Genomic DNA, 19,002 nt, shown 5'->3' with positions numbered 1-19,002 from the left:
CCCAAACAGCCGAAAATATACGCGCCCTGCCCCATGTCGGTTACCGGTGAACCGTGGGCACACAAGGCGCGTTCATCGACGTCAGCGCAGCACAGAAACGATCTGCGTCCGCCGCATCGGCAAAGCCGGAGGCGCGCAGGCGATAGAATGTCTTGCCGCCGCTGGTCGCCTCTTCGATGACGCGGGTTTTTCCGTCCATGAAGTCAGAGAACCGGCCCGCGAGCTTTTCCCATTCCGAGCGGGCAACTTCGACATCCTGAAACGCGCCAAATTGGACGAGGCGTGCACCGGCCTCCAAATCCGCGCCCGAGAGTTCCGCCGTGCCGGTCAGTGCAGCCATGACATCGCCGGCAACGCCGTCGAGAGATGGCACACCGTTCGTGGGGGCCATGACCCGTTTTGCAGGTCGGGGAAGTGGGCGGGGCGAATTGACCACGCCGAAACTTGCGGTTGTGAGAGGAATGTCGGCAGACACAGGGGTGAAATCTTCCAGGGCGATCCCTTCGGCGTCAACGGAGGCCTCCACCAAAAGGGATGCGTCTACATCGCTTTCGTTTACGGTGTCAGAAGCCTCGACGGCGCTCAGAACCGGTTCGATTTCCGACAAGGCTTTATCTTCATCGCTCAGCGCCGCGGAATGCGGGGCGAGGATCAGACGATCGGCGGGTGGTGAGGCAGAACCATCGGCTGTCACCGAATTGACGGCGAGACCCTGATGCATGGCCAATTGCCCGCCCGGATCTTCGGGAACGAGGCGTGCCTCGCCCGCCAAGGCACGGATCACCGGCACACCGGATACATCGCGCACCATCAATTTGTAGCCCCAGACACCCAATCCGACGACGAGCGCCAATGACACCAACGCCCCGCCCCATTGGGTGGCCCCCAGACGGGGGCGATTGTCATCTCCGCCGGTTTCCGCGCCGCCATAAACATGGGCTGCAGAGCCGCTGCCATAGCCGTTTCCGCCGTGTGTTGGATGTGGCTCGAAACGCACAGTCTGGGCGTTGCGGACCGCTCCGCGCGCGGTGGGCTGATCAGAAATCTGGCCTGCTTCAGGGTGCGTTGCATAGGCCGTACGCGGCATCGAAGACGGCGCCGCCATGCGCGGCTCCATACCCTTTCGGGGATCATAGCTATGGGTCATGTCAATTTTCGCCTCGTTCTTCCGTCCCATAATAACCTTTTGGTACAATGGGTTACCTGCTCGATCTCAGGCTCGGGAGACGAAAATGAAATGCCGCCCGCGCCCAAGCGCCGGCGGCGGTGCGATTATCAGCGCATCTCTTCCGCAGGCGTTATGCCGAGCATACCAAGACCGGCAGAAATCACAACGGAAACGGCAAGCGCGAGCGGTATTTTCGACGCCTTGGGTTGATCGTGTTCGTCCAGGAATCGCAGCGACGTGTCTTCGTTGCCTTTGTTCCACAGACTGTGGAAATCGGACGCGAGTTCGTAAAGGTAAAACGCAATCCGGTGCGGTTCGTGGTTCTTCGCGGCGATCTCGACCTGACGTGGCCAGTCCGCGAGTTTACGCGCCACGGCGAGTTCGGCCGTATCAACCAGATTGGCATTATCGAGGTGCCCCGAAAGCTCGGCGGCCGACATATCGCCCCACCCGCCCTTGCGCAGCACAGACCGCACACGGGCGTGGGCGTATTGAACGTAGAAGACAGGGTTGTCTTTTGATTGCTCCAACACCTTGTCGAAATCAAAATCCAGCGGCGCGTCGTTTTTGCGGGTGAGCATGACAAAACGCGTCACATCCGCGCCAACCTGATCAACAACGTCGCGCAGCGTAACAAAGGTACCGGCGCGTTTGGACATCTTGAACGGCTCGCCGTTCTTGTAGAGCTTCACAAGCTGGACGAGCTTCACGTCACAGGCCACTTTGCCATCGGAGAGCGCGGAAACCGCTGCCTTGATCCGTTTGACATAGCCACCGTGATCGGCACCGAAGATATCGATGATTTCGTCGAACCCGCGCTGCACCTTATCGTAGTGATAGGCGATATCGGGCGCGAAATAGGTCCACGACCCGTCGGATTTCTTCACCGGACGATCCACATCATCGCCGAGATCGGTTGATCTGAACAATGTCTGCTCGCGGGGTTCCCAATCCTCGGGCATTTTGCCTTTGGGTGGCTCCAGAACACCTTCGTAGATCAGCCCCTTTTCATCCAGCTCGGCAATCGCGCTTTCGATCCGGTTGGTGCCGTAGAGGGACTTTTCGGAGAAGAAATTGTCCATCGACACGCCAAGCGTTTCGAGATCGCTGCGGATCATATCCATCATCTGGTCGGTGGCAAATGTGCGCACCTCGTCAATCCATTGATCTTCGGGCGTACTCAGAAGGCTTTCGCCGTATTTCGCCTTCATCGCCTCGCCAACCGCGCGCAGATAGTCACCGGGGTACATGCCCTCGGCAATCTCGGGGTTGAACCCGCAGGCTTCGCGGTAGCGTTCAAAGGCAGAGCGGGCCAACACATCGACCTGCGCGCCACCGTCGTTGATGTAGTATTCGCGCGTCACATCGTAACCGGCGTATTGCAGCAGCGACGCCAGCGCGTCCCCGAATACCGCACCACGGGTGTGACCGACGTGGATGGGACCGGTCGGGTTGGTGGAAACGAACTCGACGTTGACTTTACGCCCCTGCCCCATGCGCGAGCGACCGTAGCCTGTGTCTTGTTGCAGGATCGTGTCGATGGCATTGGACCAAACGGCATCGGACAGGCGCAGGTTGATAAAACCCGGGCCTGCGACATCGACGCTTTCCACGCGCATGTCGGCGGCCAGTTTTTCGGAGAGTTTCGTCGCGATCTCGCGCGGGTTCGCGCCCGCCGGTTTCGCCAGAACCATCGCCGCATTGGTGGCCATATCGCCATGAAGCGGGTCACGTGGCGGCTCAACCGCTACGTTGGCAAAATCTAGCCCCGAAGGCAGTACCCCTTCTGTGACCAGAGTGTCGAGCGCATCGATCACAAGCACACGGATATCGGCAAAAAGGTTCATGGACGGTTCTCCTGCTGTCGCGGGCGGGTTTACCACGGTTAGCGCCCGCGTCAACGCCCGCCCTTAGCTGGGAAGCTCACCATGAGGTTTGGGCTCCAGTTCGGCGGAACTGCCGACCGCTTCTTCTTTCTTGTCAGGTGCAACGATGGAAATGAGGCGCATGCCTTTGCCCAGTCGTGCGCGGGCCGCTTCCTTGCGCGCTTCTGTGCGCCGCTGGCTGAGTTCTTCGCGCGCGGTGGCACGACGTTCTTCGGGCATTTTGTCGATCTCTGCATCGGCGCGCGTCGGGAACAAAAGCTCGCCGTCGCCCCGTGTGAACCGCTCGAACCCGCCACTATCGGTTATGCGACCGAGCAAAACGGCGTCGGGGCGTTTTTTGCGCCAGTCATCAAAGGTGAACTCTTCGGTCAATCGGGTCACGCGGATGCGCCAGCCGTCAATGAACCGCTTCTCGATGTCTTCAAACGACAGGCTCCCGCCGAAGGCACGTCCACCGAGCTGGCTTGGCAGGGCATGACGCACCCCGTCGGCCTTGGCCCGCGCAATTTGCCAGACGTTTTCACGCCCGAATTCCGGACCGAGATCGGTTGCGACCAAGGTGTTATAGGCGTCGTTTTCCGTCGCCGCGATCACGGTGCGATAGGTGAGAACCTCCAGATTGGCCTCGGCCGCTTCGCCCAAAACATCACCGTAAAACACCGGCAGACCTTCCGAACGCGGGCGCACGAGGCGGGCGTGGTTGGGTTCGGCGACGAGAACAGGAATATCCTCTTTCTTCAACGCCGCGCCAAGTGCGGTGGTGAAACGCGATCCCCCGACCAGCAGAACACCGGGATTACCCGTGGTCGCCAACCCGAGCGCGCGCGCCAGCGGGGCAAAAGTGAACCCGTGCAGGACAACAGTGGCCAGCACCAGTACAAAGGCGAGCGGGCCGATCACCGCGCCATCGTCAACACCCGCGGCGGCCAGGCGTTCACCGAACAGACCCGCAACCGCGACGAGCACCACACCACGTGGTCCGGTCAGCGCCAAGAGCGCCCGTTCGCGTTTTGGCAAATCCGTGCCGATGAGAGAGATTAGAACGGTCAGAGGACGCGCGACCATGACAACCAGCACGATGAACAATCCCGCGCGCCAGTTAAGCGTGCCAAGCGAGGCAAAATCCAGAGAGGAGGCCAGCAGGATGAATACCCCGGACACGAGAAGAATTGTCGCGTGTTCCTTAAAACGGCGCAGCTCGACGAAGGACGGCAAGTCGGCGTTCGCAATTACGAGGCCCATCACCGTCACGGCCAAAAGCCCGCTTTCATGCAGCACCAGATCGGGCACCGCAAAGGCGACCAGAAGGACCGCAAAGAGCACTGGCACCTTCATATATTCGGGCACATAGGCACGACGAAACGCGACCGCGATCCCTGCCCCGGCGGCAAAGCCGATGACACCCGCCACAAGAACGCCGATCAACAATTGCCCGACTGCGGCGCCGAAACTCTCAGCCGCGCGGCCCACCAGCACGAATTCAAAGGCCAGAACAGCCGCCAGCGCGCCCACGGGATCGTTCACAATCGCTTCCCATTGCAGCAGGCTCGCAGGGCGACGTTGCAGTTTGGCCTGACGCAGGAGCGGCGCGATCACCGTGGGTCCGGTGACAACCATGATGCCCCCGAAGACCGCAGAGGCTTCCCACCCTAAGCCTGCTCCCCAATGCAGGGCCGAGGTCGACAAAAACCAACCCAAAGGCGCTCCGATGACGACCAGTCGCTTCACGCCTTGGCGCGCATCCCCCAATCGGTGCAAATCGAGCGTCAATCCGCCCTCGAACAGGATCACGGCAACGGCGAGGGATATCAGGGGCTGAACCAGAGGCCCGATGTCACGCGCGGGATCGAGAATACCCGAAACCGGCCCGACCAGCAGACCCGCCGCAAGCATCAGCACGATCGCGGGCAAATGGAACCGCCACGCAACCCATTGTGCCCCCACCCCGAGCGCGCCAACCAATGCAAAGGCCTCAACCGGGCTCATTCCAACCGACGTTTCAATCGCCATTATCGTATCCTCTACCGGCCCTTCAGGTGGCCTTTTTGTTCTTTAACCGAAAAAATGATCGTATTGCTGGATCGCGAAACGATCTGTCATCCCTGCAACGTAATCAAGAACGATCCGCGCCAGTTCCGTTTCCGAATGCGCGGCTTCGATCTCGGTCACCCATTCCTGCGGCAGCAGTTCGGGTTTTTCCATATACATCGGAAAGAGAGAATTGATCATCTCTGTGACGCGGGCCCGTTCCTTGACGACCTGAGGCGCGCGATACATGCGCTTGAAGAGGAAGGACTTGATCGCTTTGAGGTTCTGAAAGAACGGCTTTGAGAACCGGATGATGGTGCGATCCATGTCGCGGATGTCCTGCGCTGTCTCGGGCTTTGCGCTATCCAGCCTATTGGTCGCGATGGTGATGACGTCCTCCACCATATAGCCGAACACGCGGCGCAATGCTTCGTGGTCGCGCCGCGATGCCTCCAGGTTCGGATAGAGGGCATCGACCTCCTCATAGGCACGGTCGGTCAGCGGCAATTCCATCAAATCGTCCGCGGTGAACAGCCCTGCGCGCAATCCATCATGCAGATCATGGTGGTTGTAGGCGACATCATCGGCGATGGCGGCGACCTGCGCCTCGGCGGAGGCAAAGGTGTGTAATTCGAGATCAAAACTCGCGTTCACTTCGGCCAAGGCATAAGGCAGCTCCCCACCCGGCGGGTGCTTTTTGGGATCCGCATCGGGTCCGGTCACCGGCCCGTTGTGTTTGGCGATCCCTTCGAGGCTCTCCCACGTCAGGTTCAGCCCGTCAAAATCGGCGTAGTGTTTTTCAAGCTTGGTGACGATCCGCAATGCCTGCGCGTTGTGATCAAAACCGCCATAAGGGGCCATCAGCACCTCAAGCGCATCTTCACCGGTGTGTCCAAAGGGCGAATGGCCGAGATCATGGGCCAGTGCGATGGCCTCTGCCAAACCCTCATTGAGGCCGAGCGCGCCCGCAATCGTGCGCGCCACCTGCGCGACCTCTATCGAATGGGTCAACCGCGTGCGATAGTAGTCGCCTTCATGTTCGACAAAGACTTGGGTCTTGTGTTTGAGGCGACGAAACGCGCTCGAATGGATGATCCGGTCGCGGTCGCGCTGAAATGGCGAGCGAAAGGTCGATAGTTTCTCGTCAAAGAGGCGCCCACGGGTCTCGAAAGGCTGGCTTGCGTAAGGCTTCAACATCACGTGTATCGCTTGTCCTTGTCGAGTGTATCCGGGGCCCTTATATTGAACCTAACCGCCGACGACAAATGGATGACACGCGGTTTGTCCGCCTAACCCATCAGATTTGCGAGAAAAATGACTTTTTCCCTTCCCCCCACCGTTACTGACCGCGCCTACAACCGGCTTGCCGAGATCATCGAGGCAACCGGCGAGGTAAAAGCGCTGCGTGTGGCGGTGGATGGTGGCGGCTGTTCGGGGTTTCAATACGACATCACATTGGATGATCCCGCTGAGGATGATCTGTGCCTTGAAAAAGACGGGCAGATTGTGGTCGTTGATCCCGTATCTCTTCCCTTCCTCGAGAACGCTGTGATCGATTTTTCAGAAGAATTAATCGGCGCCCGCTTTGTGATCGAGAACCCCAACGCGACGGCGTCCTGCGGCTGCGGCACATCTTTCTCGATGTAATCATTTCCCGACCCGATCTGCACGCATCGCCTTTGGGCGATTTTTTGCCGTGACCCCACCAAATTTGCCCAAAAATCGGGCCCTGAAGGGCGCATGGTCACCACTGCGCAAGTCACTCAGAAATGGGGACGGACCGATGCGATCGCTAGGTCCCCAAATGCACAGTGAACTCCACACCAATGCACACACAAAACAGTCAATTTTTGCTCCGTTTTTCGTGAATTATGAAGCCCTTACAATTTTCTACCTGCCCCCCAAATCTCTAACACCGGCCCAGACAACACGGACCGATTTTAGAATTTAAACCAGCAAGTAAGGAACTTTGAAAATGACCTCCTCCCTGACAAAATCCATCCTCGCCGTAACTGTTGCAGGCGCTCTGGCTGCTCCCGCTTTTGCCGCAACCGATCACATCTTTGCAGACTACTCGCAGGACACCCGCACCCAGATCGAACTGGACCTGGTGCGCGCAACTGCGGACGGTCAGATTATCGTCTATGAATCCAATGCTGACGGCCTTGGCAGCATTCTGGGCGAAGCCGAAGTTCACGCCGGCGTTAACCCCCACGTGAAGGTCAATTTCCAGTCCGGTAACATCGGTGATGTGGTTGCCGTTCTCGTCCCGAACGACGCCAACACCCCAAGCACCGTTTTCAGCATCTCCGCTGACGACTAATTCTTCGGTCTTTTAGACCACTACCGCGACAGGAGGGGCACGACGCCCCTCCTTTTTTATTGCCCTGACGACGGGATCATGCTCAATCGCGGCATGGAGACCTACGACACAATCATCCTTGGCGCCGGTGCCGCAGGTCTGTTTTGCGCCAAGTTCGCCACCGCCTCAGGCGGGCGCGTTCTGGTCATCGATCACGCAAAGCGCCCCGCCGAAAAGGTGCGCATATCGGGCGGCGGGCGGTGCAATTTTACCAACCTCTACGCAGCGCCGGACAATTTCCTGTCCCGCAATCCCCATTTCGCCAAATCAGCCCTCGCCCGTTACACCCAATGGGACTTCATTGACCTGCTCGCTGAGCACCAGATCACATGGCACGAAAAGACATTGGGGCAGCTGTTTTGTGACGGCAAATCCCAGGCCATCGTCAACATGCTACTCGCCGAGGCGGGTGCCGCAGAGATCCGCCTTTCGACAACAGTCGATAAGATTGCGCGCGACGGTGGTGGTTTTCGTCTCACACTTTCGGGACAGGAGGTTTTCGCGCGAAACCTCGTCGTGGCCTGCGGTGGGAAATCGATCCCGAAAATGGGCGCAACCGGTCTGGGGTACGACATTGCGGCACAGTTTGGCCTGCCAATCGAGGACACACGCCCTGCCCTCGTGCCCCTGACATTCGCGCCCCATGAACTCGAATGGATCGCCCCACTGGCGGGAACCGCGCTGCCCGTGAGGATATCGGCAAACGGCACGACATTCGAAGAAGCGCTGCTGTTCACACATCGCGGGTTGTCAGGCCCGTCGATCCTGCAGATTTCCAGCTATTGGAAGGAAGGCGACACGATTGTCGTCGACTTGGCACCGGACAGGGATATTTTTGAAGACCTGCGCAATGCGCGCGCCGAAAACGGGCGCCGTCAGATCGGCACCGCGCTGGCAACCCTCTTGCCCGCAAAACTCGCCACTGTGATTGCATCGCGCCTCGAATTGTCCGGCAATCTGGCCGATCAATCCGACAAGTCGCTTAAATCATTGGCCGATGCGCTGCACGCATTCGCTTTAAAACCGACGGGATCAGAGGGCTATCGCACCGCCGAGGTCACATTGGGCGGTGTGTCCACCGACGCACTCGATGCGCGTACGATGGAGGCCAAAACGGTCCCGGGGCTGTTTTTCATCGGCGAGGTCGTGGATGTGACCGGCTGGCTGGGCGGATACAATTTCCAATGGGCATGGGCCTCCGCCGCAGCATGTGGTCGGGCAATCGCCGAACGCAGCTAAACCAGCTTCCCCTTTGCCCCTCGCGTCCCTAAAAAGAGGGTGACCACAGGGGAGACGTGACGTGAAAATTGCCAGTTTCAATATAAACGGGATCAAAGCACGCATCGAGGCTCTGACTGACTGGCTTAAAGAAGCCGACCCTGACGTGGTTTTATTGCAGGAAATCAAATCGATCGACGAAAATTTCCCGCGCGAACACTTTGAAGACCTCGGCTATATCGTTGAAACCCATGGGCAAAAGTCCTTCAACGGCGTGGCCATTCTATCCAAACTCCCGCTGGAGGATGTCACACGCGGATTGCCCGGCGGTGCAGGAATGGGACGTGAAGGTGCCGATGACATTGAGGCCCGTTACATCGAGGCTACCGTGGTCGGCGACCACGATGCCCTGCGCGTCTGCGGGCTCTATTTGCCCAATGGCAACCCCGTTGACCTGAACGCTGATGGAACCCCTGTCGCGGGATCGAAATACGACTTCAAGCTCAAATGGTTTGCCCGTTTGCAGGCGCGTGCGGAGGAACTGTTCGCCGCAGAAACTCCGTTCCTTATGGCGGGCGATTTCAACCTCATCCCACAGGCCGAAGACGCCAAACGCCCCGATGCATGGCGGCAGGATGCCCTGTTTCGCGACGAAAGCCGCCGCGCGTGGCGAAACCTCGTGAACCTCGGCTTTACCGATGCATTAAGAGCGCGCGATAACACGCCGGAAACATTTACTTATTGGGATTATCAAGGCGGCGCATTCGATAAAAACGACGGCATTCGGATCGACCACTTCCTGCTATCCCCGCAGGCCGCGGATTACCTGACCGACTGCAAAATCGATGTCTTTGCGCGTGCAAAAACCAAACCCTCAGACCACACGCCGATCTGGGTCACGCTGGACATCTAACCTGATTTTGAACGCGACGAAAATGGCCGCGGCCCCCGCGAATTAGCGTTTCTTGGGGGCGTCAGCGCGATCTTTGCCCATGTGCTTGCGTAGGCGTGATGGCGTGGATTTCGTCCGGTTCTTGAACGGGTTTTTATCCGATTGCGAGCGGACAAAGAGCCGGATCGGTGTTCCCGGCATATCAAAATCCTCGCGCAACCCATTGATAAGGTAGCGTTTATAGGACGCATTCAATTCATCGGGATGGCTACACATGACCACAAACCCCGGGGGCCGGGTCTTTGCCTGTGTCATGTAGCGCAACTTGATGCGCCGACCGCCCGGTGCGGGGGGCGGATGCGCCTCCGTCATCGCAGAGAGCCACGAGTTGAGGCGCGAGGTCGGCACACGACGGTTCCAAACCTGATGGGCCTGCAGGATTGCTTCCTGCAGCTTGTCGAGGTTCTTGCCGGTTTTGGCCGATACCGTGACCAATGGCGCGCCGCGCAACTGGGGAAGCAAACGCGCGAATTCCTCGCGCAACTCACGGGCTTTATTCGATTTATCGTCTTCGACGTCCCATTTGTTGACCGCGATGACGACAGCGCGCCCTTCGCGCTCCGCAAGATCGGCGATACGCAAATCCTGCTGCTCAAAGGGGATCGACACATCCAGGAGCACGACCACCACTTCGGCGAATTTAACCGCGCGCAGACCGTCGGCAACGGAGAGCTTTTCGAGCTTTTCCTGAACCTTCGCCTTTTTGCGCATGCCGGCGGTGTCGAACACACGCACTGGCACGCCGGCCCAATCCATAGTTACAGAAATCGCGTCACGGGTAATGCCCGCTTCTGGACCGGTCAAAAGACGGTCTTCCCCCAGAAGTTTGTTGATCAGGGTCGATTTACCGGCATTGGGACGCCCCACCACCGCGATCTGCAGCGGTTTGGTCAGCGTGAATGTGCGCGATGCACCGGCTTCGTCACCGGCCTCGGCCTCTTCCTCGGTCAGATCGATGTCTACCTCGGGGGCTTCCTCGGCGGCACGTTCTTCGAACCCTTCGGCGAGTGGCCTCAGGATGGAATAGAGTTCCGGCATGCCTTCGCCGTGCTCGGCAGAGAGCGGCAGAGGTTCGCCAAGGCCCAGAGAGAAAGCTTCGAGGTAGCCTGCCTGACCAGCGGCGCCTTCGGATTTATTGGCCGCCACGATGACATGCTTGGCCCGTTTGCGCAGGATCTCGGCAAAGACCTGATCGGCGGGCAAAACGCCGGCTCGTGCATCAATCATGAATAGACAAACGTCAGCCATATCCACGGCCCGCTCGGTCAGACGCCGCATCCGGCCCTGAAGGCTCTCGTCGGTGGCCTCTTCCAGACCTGCCGTATCGATCACGGTGAACCGTAGATCGACAAGGCGCGCTTCGCCTTCGCGGATATCGCGGGTCACACCCGGCTGGTCATCGACCAACGCAAGCCGCCGCCCCACAAGGCGGTTGAAAAGCGTGGACTTACCGACATTCGGGCGTCCGACAATGGCGAGTGTGAAACTCATGTCACGTAACCTTCGTTTGCGAAGTCGCCGCGATACACCCGAACGGACCCAGCCCGCAAGGGCCGATCACCGCAGCGCGGCTATTTCACCATTGGAGAGCAGGAGATACATCACCCCGCCCACCACAATTGGATCCGATGCTGCCGGCGCTGGCAGAGATACCTGCGAAATCAGGGCACCGCTCTGGGGCGAGAACCCGCGCAGAACACCGTCGGACGACGCAACCCAGAGCCGCCCCCCGGCCGCAACGGGGCCGAAGTGGGCAAAGACCTCTTTGAGGCGGCGCGGTTTATCGGTTGTGAAAAGTGGCATCTGGACACCCCACACCCGCGCCCCATCGGAGGCGCGCAGACGCACCAGCTGGTTTTGGTCCGTGACGATAAATACACTGCCCCCGACCACAGCCGCCGGGCTATAGGCGCCTTCTTTGGCCGACCACAGGCGCACACCGCTCTGCGCATCAAAGGCAGCAAAACGGCCGGACTGGTTGCCCATATAGACGGTGCCACCCGAAACCACGGGATCGCCGGTGATGTCGGATGTATTGGCATAGACCGCGCCCGCGCGTTGACCGGCGAGTGTGGCCTGCCACAGCTGGACGCCCCCTTTGCGGAACAATCCGTAGAGATCACCCGCCGCGAACGGAACCAGAGCAAACTGATCCGTGATTGCAGGCGATGCGGCACCAGTGCGCGAGGCCAAGGTGGCCGGACCCGAAATCTGCCATTTCACGCGGCCATTTGCCGTGTCGATGGCCCAGACGCGCGCATCGGCGCCAACCACATAGGCCAGACCATCGCGAACGGCCAAACCAGCAGCGCCCGCGGCATCCAACCGCTGACGCCAACGTTCGCGACCTGTGCCGAGGTCCAGCGCGACAAGCTCACCAAAGCCGGTGGTCGCAAAGAGAGTATCGCCCGAAATCGCGAGGGTTCCGCCCGTGGCATCACCTTCGTTTTCCTCGGGCGGCGTCAAATCTGCGCTCCACGCCAGTTGGCCTGTGGTCGCCGACACCGCACTCAGACGGGTTCCCGCATCCATCGCGAAGACCAATCCGGCGGCCGCAACGGGATTGACGGTCAGGCGACGGCGGCGGTTTTCGCCCTGCCCTATGGGAGCCGTCCACGCCAAAGCAGGGGTGCCCGATGTAAAGGCATTGTGGCCCGCATCGTGTAGATAGGTGCCGCCGATATGCGTCCATGCGGAGCGCGACACCTGTTGGCCCAGGTTGATCGCGACGCTTTGGTTTTCAACCGCCTGCGCGGCGGGCGCGCTGGCCAGACCCGCGCGCGGATCGAGGCGCTGACCGGTCAGCGGAATGTCGCGTGGCGCACCACAGGCCGACAGAGCAACCAAAAGCGTGGCAAGGCACGCAGATCGCGGGGAAAATAGCTTCATCTGCACGCTCCCTACACTGCCTGCATTTTTAACCGGCATCCGGATCGCCGCCAAGCGCCACGATCATTTGCAGCGCGCGACGGCGCAATCCATCGGATACTTCCGCATCGGAGATGATAGCGCGCAATCCACCGATCGCGGCCTCGGTTTCACCCATTTCGATTTGCGCGGCGGCAATTTGCTCTTCTGCGAGCAACCGGTACGGCGCGCCTGCGGCGGCGATGCTGGCCAGTTTTGCAATGCGCACATCGGGCGCCATGGTCGACGCCCCGATCATCGTTGATTTGAGCAAAGCCAGATCACGGTAGACCGGATCAAGCATGGCATCCGTCGTCATCGGCGTGAGAATCGCAATCGCGCCGTCTATATCACCCACATCAAACAACTCGCCTGCCCGCATAAAGTCCGCCAGATAGCGCGCGTCGGAATCAATAGTCGCACGTGCATCGGCGAGAGCCGCAGCACGGCTTTCGGGTTCGCTGCTTTCGAGAGCGGCCTGAATGCTGTCACCTGCGGCCTGCGCTGCGGCCTCGCTCTGGGCTTTGGAATATTCGTTATAGGCAGCCAATCCGACCAGACCGACAACACCAACGACGGCGATCCAGCCATAGCGCCGCATCATGGCAAATAGACGGTCGCGACGGACCTCTTCTGTGACTTCGTCAATGAATGAATCAGTATTGCTCACGCCGGGCCCCGTAGATTGTTGTTTTACGTCCTCAGACGATCCGCTCCCTCTTACCCCGTTAAACCGTGAAATGCCAAGAGGTAGCGCGCCGACACCTCGTGTGATCCGCACCATTTCTGACAGGAAGAGACTGCTAAAAAGGGAGAGACCTTCGCACTTGTGCAAAAATATGCGATCCCCTAAAGTGAACCGACTGGTTTATTTCTGCGCCGCCGCATGTCGAGTAGTGCTTCTCTCTCCGGTGGCTGGCCTCAGAATGCGCTGGTTTGCATGGACAGAAAGCGAACCATCGACCCGGATCTCTCACGGCACAAGGGAATCAATCAAAGCGCATTGGGTGCGGTAATTGCGCCCATGGGACAAGAAAACCACGATCCGGAGACTTTCGGGAAACCTATCTGAACAAAATTCGAGCTTGTGCCTTGCAACATCGGCCTAACTTACCCATTTAGGGCCAATGTTAATGGCATTAACTATCCCATTCAGTGGATCTATGGTATGACCCCCAAAATCGCGCACCTCAGTCCGATCGCTCTACCTGACAAGGTGGAACACTCGAATTGGATGTGCTTGGGGTCCCTGTCCCTGCCGAACCATAAACCGACCAATTTCCAAGACGGGCCCGAAAAGGTGAAATGATGCGCATCGTACCCATTATAATTGCGGCAATAACGACCCTCACACTCTACCTTTTCGTCTTTCAGCGCGACATGTTGTTCGACATCGCGACCCCGGACTCCGCAAGCCCCGCCGTGGTGCAGGAAATGGATCCAGAGGACGCAGAAACGGCGCAGACCGAAGATAATTTCGCGCCCCCCGCCGAACAGGCCAAAGCCGAAGTCGTCCCCATCCCCGTTGTTGCACGACATTCTGTTTCGCGCGTTCTGGATCGCGCCGTGGTTTTGCGCGGCGAAACCGAAGCGGCGCGTTCCGTGAATGTGTCCGCCGAAACCTCTGGTCGGGTGATTTCGGAACCTTTGCGAAAAGGCACTTATGTGGACGCGGGCACATTGCTGTGCGAATTGGACCCCGGCACACGGCAAGCGGCACTTCTGGAGGCCAAAGCAGCCCTGCCAACCGCCGAGGCCCGTGTCGCAGAAGCCAATTCGTTCCTGTCGGAAGCCGAAACCAACCTCACCAATGCTGAACGGCTGGCCGAAGGTGGCTATGCCTCTGACACCCGTGTGATCTCCGCCCGCGCCGCGTTGGAAAGTGCGCGCGCAGGCATCTCCGCCGCCGAGGCCGGTGTGCAAAGCGCGCGGGCAGGCATTGCAGCATCCGAGAAAGAAATCGAACGGCTGACCATTCTGGCCCCGTTCGCCGGTCTTCTGGAAACCGATTCAGCAGAATTGGGCGCCTTGATGCAACCCGGATCGGTCTGTGCCACCATCGTGGAACTCGACCCGATCAAACTCGTCGCCTACGCGCCCGAGACCAACGTCGATCTTGTCGAGGTCGGGTCCATCGCCGGTGCACGGCTGATCTCCGGACAGGAAGTAACGGGTCGCGTGTCATTCCTGTCGCGCTCGGCGGACCCTGCTACGCGGACGTTCCGCGTCGAGGTCGAAATCCCCAACCCCGACTTTGCAATCCGCGACGGGCAGACCGTGGAAATGGTCATCGCCGCCGAAGGCACCAAGGCGCATCTGGTCGCGCAATCGACCCTGACACTGGACGACGATGGCCAGATCGGCGTGCGCATTGTGGGGCCCGATAACGTGGTCGCCTTTAACGCGGTGGAAATCCTGCGCGACACGCGCGAGGGCGTCTGGGTCGCCGGACTGGCTGATGAGGCCGATATCATCACCGTGGGGCATGAATATGTGCGCGCGGGCGTTTTGGTTGACCCACACTATCAGGAGATCACCCAATGACCGGCATCGTCGACTGGGCGGGCGAACGCGCCCGAATGATCCTCGCCTTCATCGCGCTCACGCTGATCGCGGGTGCTGCGGCCTATGTAGGACTTCCAAAGGAAGGCGAGCCGGATATCGAAATTCCGGCTCTTTTCGTCTCTGTGCCCTTCCCCGGCATTTCGGCCGAGGATGCAGAACGCCTGTTGGTCAAACCGATGGAAACCGAGCTTAGCGACCTCGACGGGCTGGATCGTCTGTCTGGAACCGCCGCCGAAGGCTATGCGGGTGTCGCGCTCGAATTCGAATTCGGCTGGGACAAAACCAAAATCATCGCGGATGTACGCGACCGCATGGGCCGCGTCGAGAGCCAGTTCCCCGCAGGGGCGGACAGCTATTCGATCAATGAAATCAACTTTTCCGAGTTTCCCGTCGTCATCGTGAACCTCTCCGGCCCGCTGCCGGAACGGACCTTGGTCAAATATGCGCGCGAGATGCAGGACCGCCTCGAAGGTCTGGAACCGGTGCTGGAGGCGCAACTGACCGGCCACCGCGACGAAATGGTCGAGGTGGTGATCGATCCGCTGCGCCTTGAGGCCTATAATGTCACCGCGCAGGACCTGATATCCGTTGTGGTCAACAACAACCAATTGGTGGCCGCCGGCGAAGTTCAAACCGATCAGGGCACATTCTCGGTCAAAATCCCGTCGAGCTTTGATGACCAAAGCGACGTTATGGGCCTGCCAGTAAAGGTGAACGGCGACCGGATTATTACGCTCGGGGATCTCGCCGATATCCGGCTGACGTTCGAGGACCGAGAAGGCACTGCACGCTTTAATGGCGATGCGACGGTCGCACTTCAGGTGGTAAAACGCAAAGGGTTCCCGATTATCGACACCGTCGCCCTGATCAAATCAGAGGTGGACGCAGAGGTCGCCACATGGCCGCAGGAATTGCAGCAGGCCATCGTCGTGGGCACCTCCAACGACCAGTCGCGTCAGGTCGCCTCCATGGTCAGCCAACTCGAAGGCTCGGTCATTACCGCCGTGGCGCTGGTCATGATCGTGGTTCTGGCGGCTCTTGGTATCCGCTCTGCTCTACTCGTGGGCTTTGCCATCCCGACCTCCTTCCTGCTTTGTTTCATCCTGCTCGGGATCATGGATATTACGATTTCCAACATCGTGATGTTCGGTCTCATCCTCGCGGTGGGGATGCTCGTCGACGGGGCAATCGTGGTGGTGGAATATGCAGACCGGCGGATAGAAGAGGGCGAAGGCCCGATGTCTGCCTTTGTCGAAGCGGCCAAACGGATGTTCTGGCCAATCGTCTCCTCCACGGCGACGACGCTCTGTGCCTTTTTGCCGATGCTGTTCTGGCCCGGCGTTGCGGGTGAATTCATGGGCATGTTGCCGGTCACGATCATCTTCGTGCTCTCGGCCTCGCTGATCGTGGCCCTCGTCTACCTGCCTGTCATGGGCGGTGTATCGGGCCGCTTGTCGCGCAGCCTAGATCGCGCCTCGGACACCCTGCGCGAAATCGCGCCATGGTGGCTGCGCGCCCTTTTGGTGCTGCCTGCGGTGGCGGTGATGATCCTCGGCCTCCTGCAGCTCTTCAACAGCGGCCTGATCTTTGGCACCACCCGCGACGCAAGCCCCCTCCCCGGCGCAATGGCCTATTTGCCCGGCGCGGTCCTGTTCCTCGGTGGCTCGCTTTTGACCGCCATCACCGGATCGGCTGCACGCATCGAGCGCAAAAAGAAAAAGATCGAGTCGGGCTACAAACGCTCGCCCTTCGGTTGGTTCACCTGGTTCATTGCAGGTAACCCCGTCATGCCGGTCGTGGCGGTTCTCACCGTTGTCGGTTCGGTGGCTTTTGTCTTCAACTACTATGGCAACAACAACAAAGGCGTCGAATTCTTCGCCGCGTCCGAACCCGAGCAAGCGATCGTCTACGTTCGCGCGCGTGGGAACCTGTCGCTGGCCGAAAAGGACGCCTTGGTGCGCTCGGCTGAAGAAATTGTGCTCTCCCAACCCGGTGTCGCGAACGCTTTCGCCTTTGCCGGTGCAGGTGGGTTGAATGCCAACACAGGCGGCGCATCGGGTCCGCGCGATACGGTTGGCCAAATTCAGGTCGAACTCATCCCGTGGGAAGATCGCCCGTCGGTTTCTGTCGACACGAAACTCCTCGGCATTATCCCGTGGACCAGCACCCATATTCAGGACGAATACGACGGTGATTATGTTCTGGCGCGGCTGGAAGAGCGTCTGGCCGAATTGCCCGGCATCTATACTGAAATCCTGTCGCTCTCGATGGGTCCGGCTTCCGCAAAACCCGTCCATCTGCGCATCAAGGCCGATGATTGGGATACTCTGGAGGCTGCAACCGCCATCGTGCGTGAGAAATATGATGTCACGCTGGGTTTGACAGACACCGAAGACACCCGCCCCCTGCCCGGCATTGACTGGCAAATCGACGTGGATGTTGAAAAAGCCGGTCGGTTTGGCGCGGACGTGGCCACGGTCGGCGGTATGATCCAACTCGTGACCCGCGGTATTTTCCTCGACACGATGCGCGTCCCCTCTTCGGATGAAGAGGTCGAAATCCGTGTTCGTCTGCCCGAGAAAGATCGCGTTCTGTCCACTCTGGACACGCTCAAGGTGCGCACGCAGGACGGTCTTGTGCCGCTGTCGAACTTCATCACCCGTGAACCTGTTCCCAAACTGGCCCAGATCGATCGCGTCGACCAGAAACGCTACTACGACGTGAAGGCGGCCGTCACCCCCGACCTGACACGCGATGATGGTGTGGCGATTACGCCGACCGAGCGCGTCGAAACACTGACAGAGTGGTTGGAAACAGAAAACCCGCTGCCCATTGGTGCGTCGTGGGAATGGACCGGCGACGACGAAGAACAAAAGGAAACCGGGGCCTTCCTTGGCAAAGCCTTTGGTGCGGCCTTGGCCCTCATGTTCATCATCCTGCTCGCGCAGTTCAACAGTTTCTATAACTCGGTTCTGGTGCTGCTCGCCGTGGTCATGTCGACTGCGGGTGTGCTCATCGGCCTGATGGTGATGGACATGTCGTTTGGCATGATCATGACCGGCACGGGGGTCGTGGCGCTCGCGGGGATCGTGGTGAACAACAACATTGTTCTCATCGACACCTATCAGGAATATTCGCGCTACATGCCGCGAATTGAGGCCATCGTGCGCACCGCCGAGGACCGTATCCGTCCCGTGCTTTTGACCACCATCACGACGATGGCGGGCCTGACACCGATGATGTTCGCGCTGTCGCTCGACTTCATCAACGGCGGCTATTCGGTCAATTCTCCGACGGCTGATTTCTGGACGAACCTCGCGACCGCCGTTGTCTTTGGCCTCGGTATTGCGACCATTCTGACCCTGATTTTCACGCCCGCGATGCTCGCCCTGCGGGTCTGGTTCTGGGATATCGTGCACATTGTGTCGATGAATGTTGGCGCCCTGATCGGGCGGCGCACACGCACCGCACGCGACAACCGCCTGCGCCAGGAAGCCAAACGTGCCAAAAACCCTGAATTCATCTGGGCGACCGGCGCAGAGGCCTGGGGCGCACCCGGTTGGGAAGATGCCGTAGCGCTCGGCGCCCGTCAGGCCGACGAAGCCCGCGCATGGGCAGATGCTGCGCGCGATGCAAAAGACACGCCTCCGTCTGCGTCCTCAGAGGGCGCGGCTGAGACGTCTGCAACTGTGGAAAAAGCGCAGATCGAACCCGAGGCGGAAACCACTCCCGAAACGGATGATCAGGCGGACAAACCACGTGCGCGGGGCGCGCGCCTGTGGTTCCTCGGACGCGATCGCACCATCCCTGCGGATAAAGCCAAAGCGGATAAAACGTCTGACACGGACGAGAGTGACAAAGGCGGTAGCGGCGGCATTCAAGCAGCCGAATAGAATCGAACGGAAAACCCCGCCGC

13 protein-coding genes are annotated in these 19,002 nt (G+C 59.5%); 6 read left to right on the top strand and 7 right to left on the bottom strand.

Annotated features, from left to right (window positions below):
- Positions 1-40 precede the first annotated feature (40 nt).
- The 4 genes from ABD815_RS12895 to ABD815_RS12880 all read right to left on the bottom strand — a co-directional run bounded on the left by ABD815_RS12895 (position 41) and on the right by ABD815_RS12880 (position 6,279).
- Positions 41-1,147: an SPOR domain-containing protein gene (locus ABD815_RS12895; RefSeq protein ID WP_344847671.1), complete on the bottom strand. Its 1,107-nt coding sequence runs from the start codon at positions 1,145-1,147 to the stop codon at positions 41-43.
- A 128-nt stretch (positions 1,148-1,275) separates the two neighbouring features.
- Positions 1,276-3,015 (bottom strand): arginine--tRNA ligase, encoded by a 1,740-nt coding sequence (gene argS / locus ABD815_RS12890; protein WP_344847669.1) that lies wholly within the window; start codon positions 3,013-3,015, stop codon positions 1,276-1,278.
- A 63-nt stretch (positions 3,016-3,078) separates the two neighbouring features.
- The gene (locus ABD815_RS12885; protein WP_344847667.1) at positions 3,079-5,064 is read right to left on the bottom strand and encodes a cation:proton antiporter; all 1,986 of its coding nucleotides are present in this window, start codon (positions 5,062-5,064) and stop codon (positions 3,079-3,081) included.
- Positions 5,065-5,106: 42 nt separating this feature from the next.
- Positions 5,107-6,279: a deoxyguanosinetriphosphate triphosphohydrolase gene (locus ABD815_RS12880; RefSeq protein ID WP_344847665.1), complete on the bottom strand. Its 1,173-nt coding sequence runs from the start codon at positions 6,277-6,279 to the stop codon at positions 5,107-5,109.
- Positions 6,280-6,396: 117 nt separating this feature from the next.
- On the opposite strand from ABD815_RS12880, the gene ABD815_RS12875 reads away from it, so the two are divergent.
- From ABD815_RS12875 to xth, 4 genes are all read left to right on the top strand, one after another.
- Positions 6,397-6,729, top strand: coding sequence for a HesB/IscA family protein (locus tag ABD815_RS12875; protein ID WP_344847663.1), 333 nt, complete (start codon positions 6,397-6,399; stop codon positions 6,727-6,729).
- A gap of 328 nt (positions 6,730-7,057) precedes the next feature.
- On the top strand, positions 7,058-7,405 hold the full coding sequence (locus tag ABD815_RS12870; RefSeq protein ID WP_344847662.1) for a hypothetical protein: 348 nt from the start codon (positions 7,058-7,060) through the stop codon (positions 7,403-7,405).
- A gap of 78 nt (positions 7,406-7,483) precedes the next feature.
- Positions 7,484-8,683, top strand: a complete 1,200-nt coding sequence (locus ABD815_RS12865) for a BaiN/RdsA family NAD(P)/FAD-dependent oxidoreductase (protein WP_344847660.1) — start codon at positions 7,484-7,486, stop codon at positions 8,681-8,683.
- Between the two features lie 61 nt (positions 8,684-8,744).
- On the top strand, positions 8,745-9,575 hold the full coding sequence (gene xth, locus ABD815_RS12860) for an exodeoxyribonuclease III (protein WP_344847658.1): 831 nt from the start codon (positions 8,745-8,747) through the stop codon (positions 9,573-9,575).
- Positions 9,576-9,617: 42 nt separating this feature from the next.
- Here xth and der read toward each other — a convergent pair whose 3' ends face one another.
- The 3 genes from der to ABD815_RS12845 all read right to left on the bottom strand — a co-directional run bounded on the left by der (position 9,618) and on the right by ABD815_RS12845 (position 13,191).
- Positions 9,618-11,105, bottom strand: a complete 1,488-nt coding sequence (gene der, locus ABD815_RS12855; RefSeq protein ID WP_344847656.1) for a ribosome biogenesis GTPase Der — start codon at positions 11,103-11,105, stop codon at positions 9,618-9,620.
- Between the two features lie 66 nt (positions 11,106-11,171).
- On the bottom strand, positions 11,172-12,503 hold the full coding sequence (locus tag ABD815_RS12850) for a PQQ-like beta-propeller repeat protein (protein WP_344847654.1): 1,332 nt from the start codon (positions 12,501-12,503) through the stop codon (positions 11,172-11,174).
- Positions 12,504-12,531: 28 nt separating this feature from the next.
- Entirely contained in the window at positions 12,532-13,191 is a 660-nt protein-coding gene (locus ABD815_RS12845) for a tetratricopeptide repeat protein (protein ID WP_344847652.1), read from the bottom strand.
- Between the two features lie 638 nt (positions 13,192-13,829).
- On the opposite strand from ABD815_RS12845, the gene ABD815_RS12840 reads away from it, so the two are divergent.
- The gene (locus ABD815_RS12840; RefSeq protein WP_344847651.1) at positions 13,830-15,065 is read left to right on the top strand and encodes an efflux RND transporter periplasmic adaptor subunit; all 1,236 of its coding nucleotides are present in this window, start codon (positions 13,830-13,832) and stop codon (positions 15,063-15,065) included.
- Complete coding sequence (locus tag ABD815_RS12835) at positions 15,062-18,979, top strand: efflux RND transporter permease subunit (protein WP_344847650.1); 3,918 nt, start codon at positions 15,062-15,064, stop codon at positions 18,977-18,979. Before ABD815_RS12840 ends, ABD815_RS12835 begins: the two co-directional genes overlap by 4 nt.
- Positions 18,980-19,002: the final 23 nt, after the last annotated feature.

The organism is Celeribacter arenosi, from assembly GCF_039539485.1.
Classification (GTDB): domain Bacteria; phylum Pseudomonadota; class Alphaproteobacteria; order Rhodobacterales; family Rhodobacteraceae; genus Celeribacter; species Celeribacter arenosi.
The sequence above is the reverse complement of the archived record's forward strand: the minus strand, read 5'-3'. Positions and strand labels throughout refer to the sequence as shown.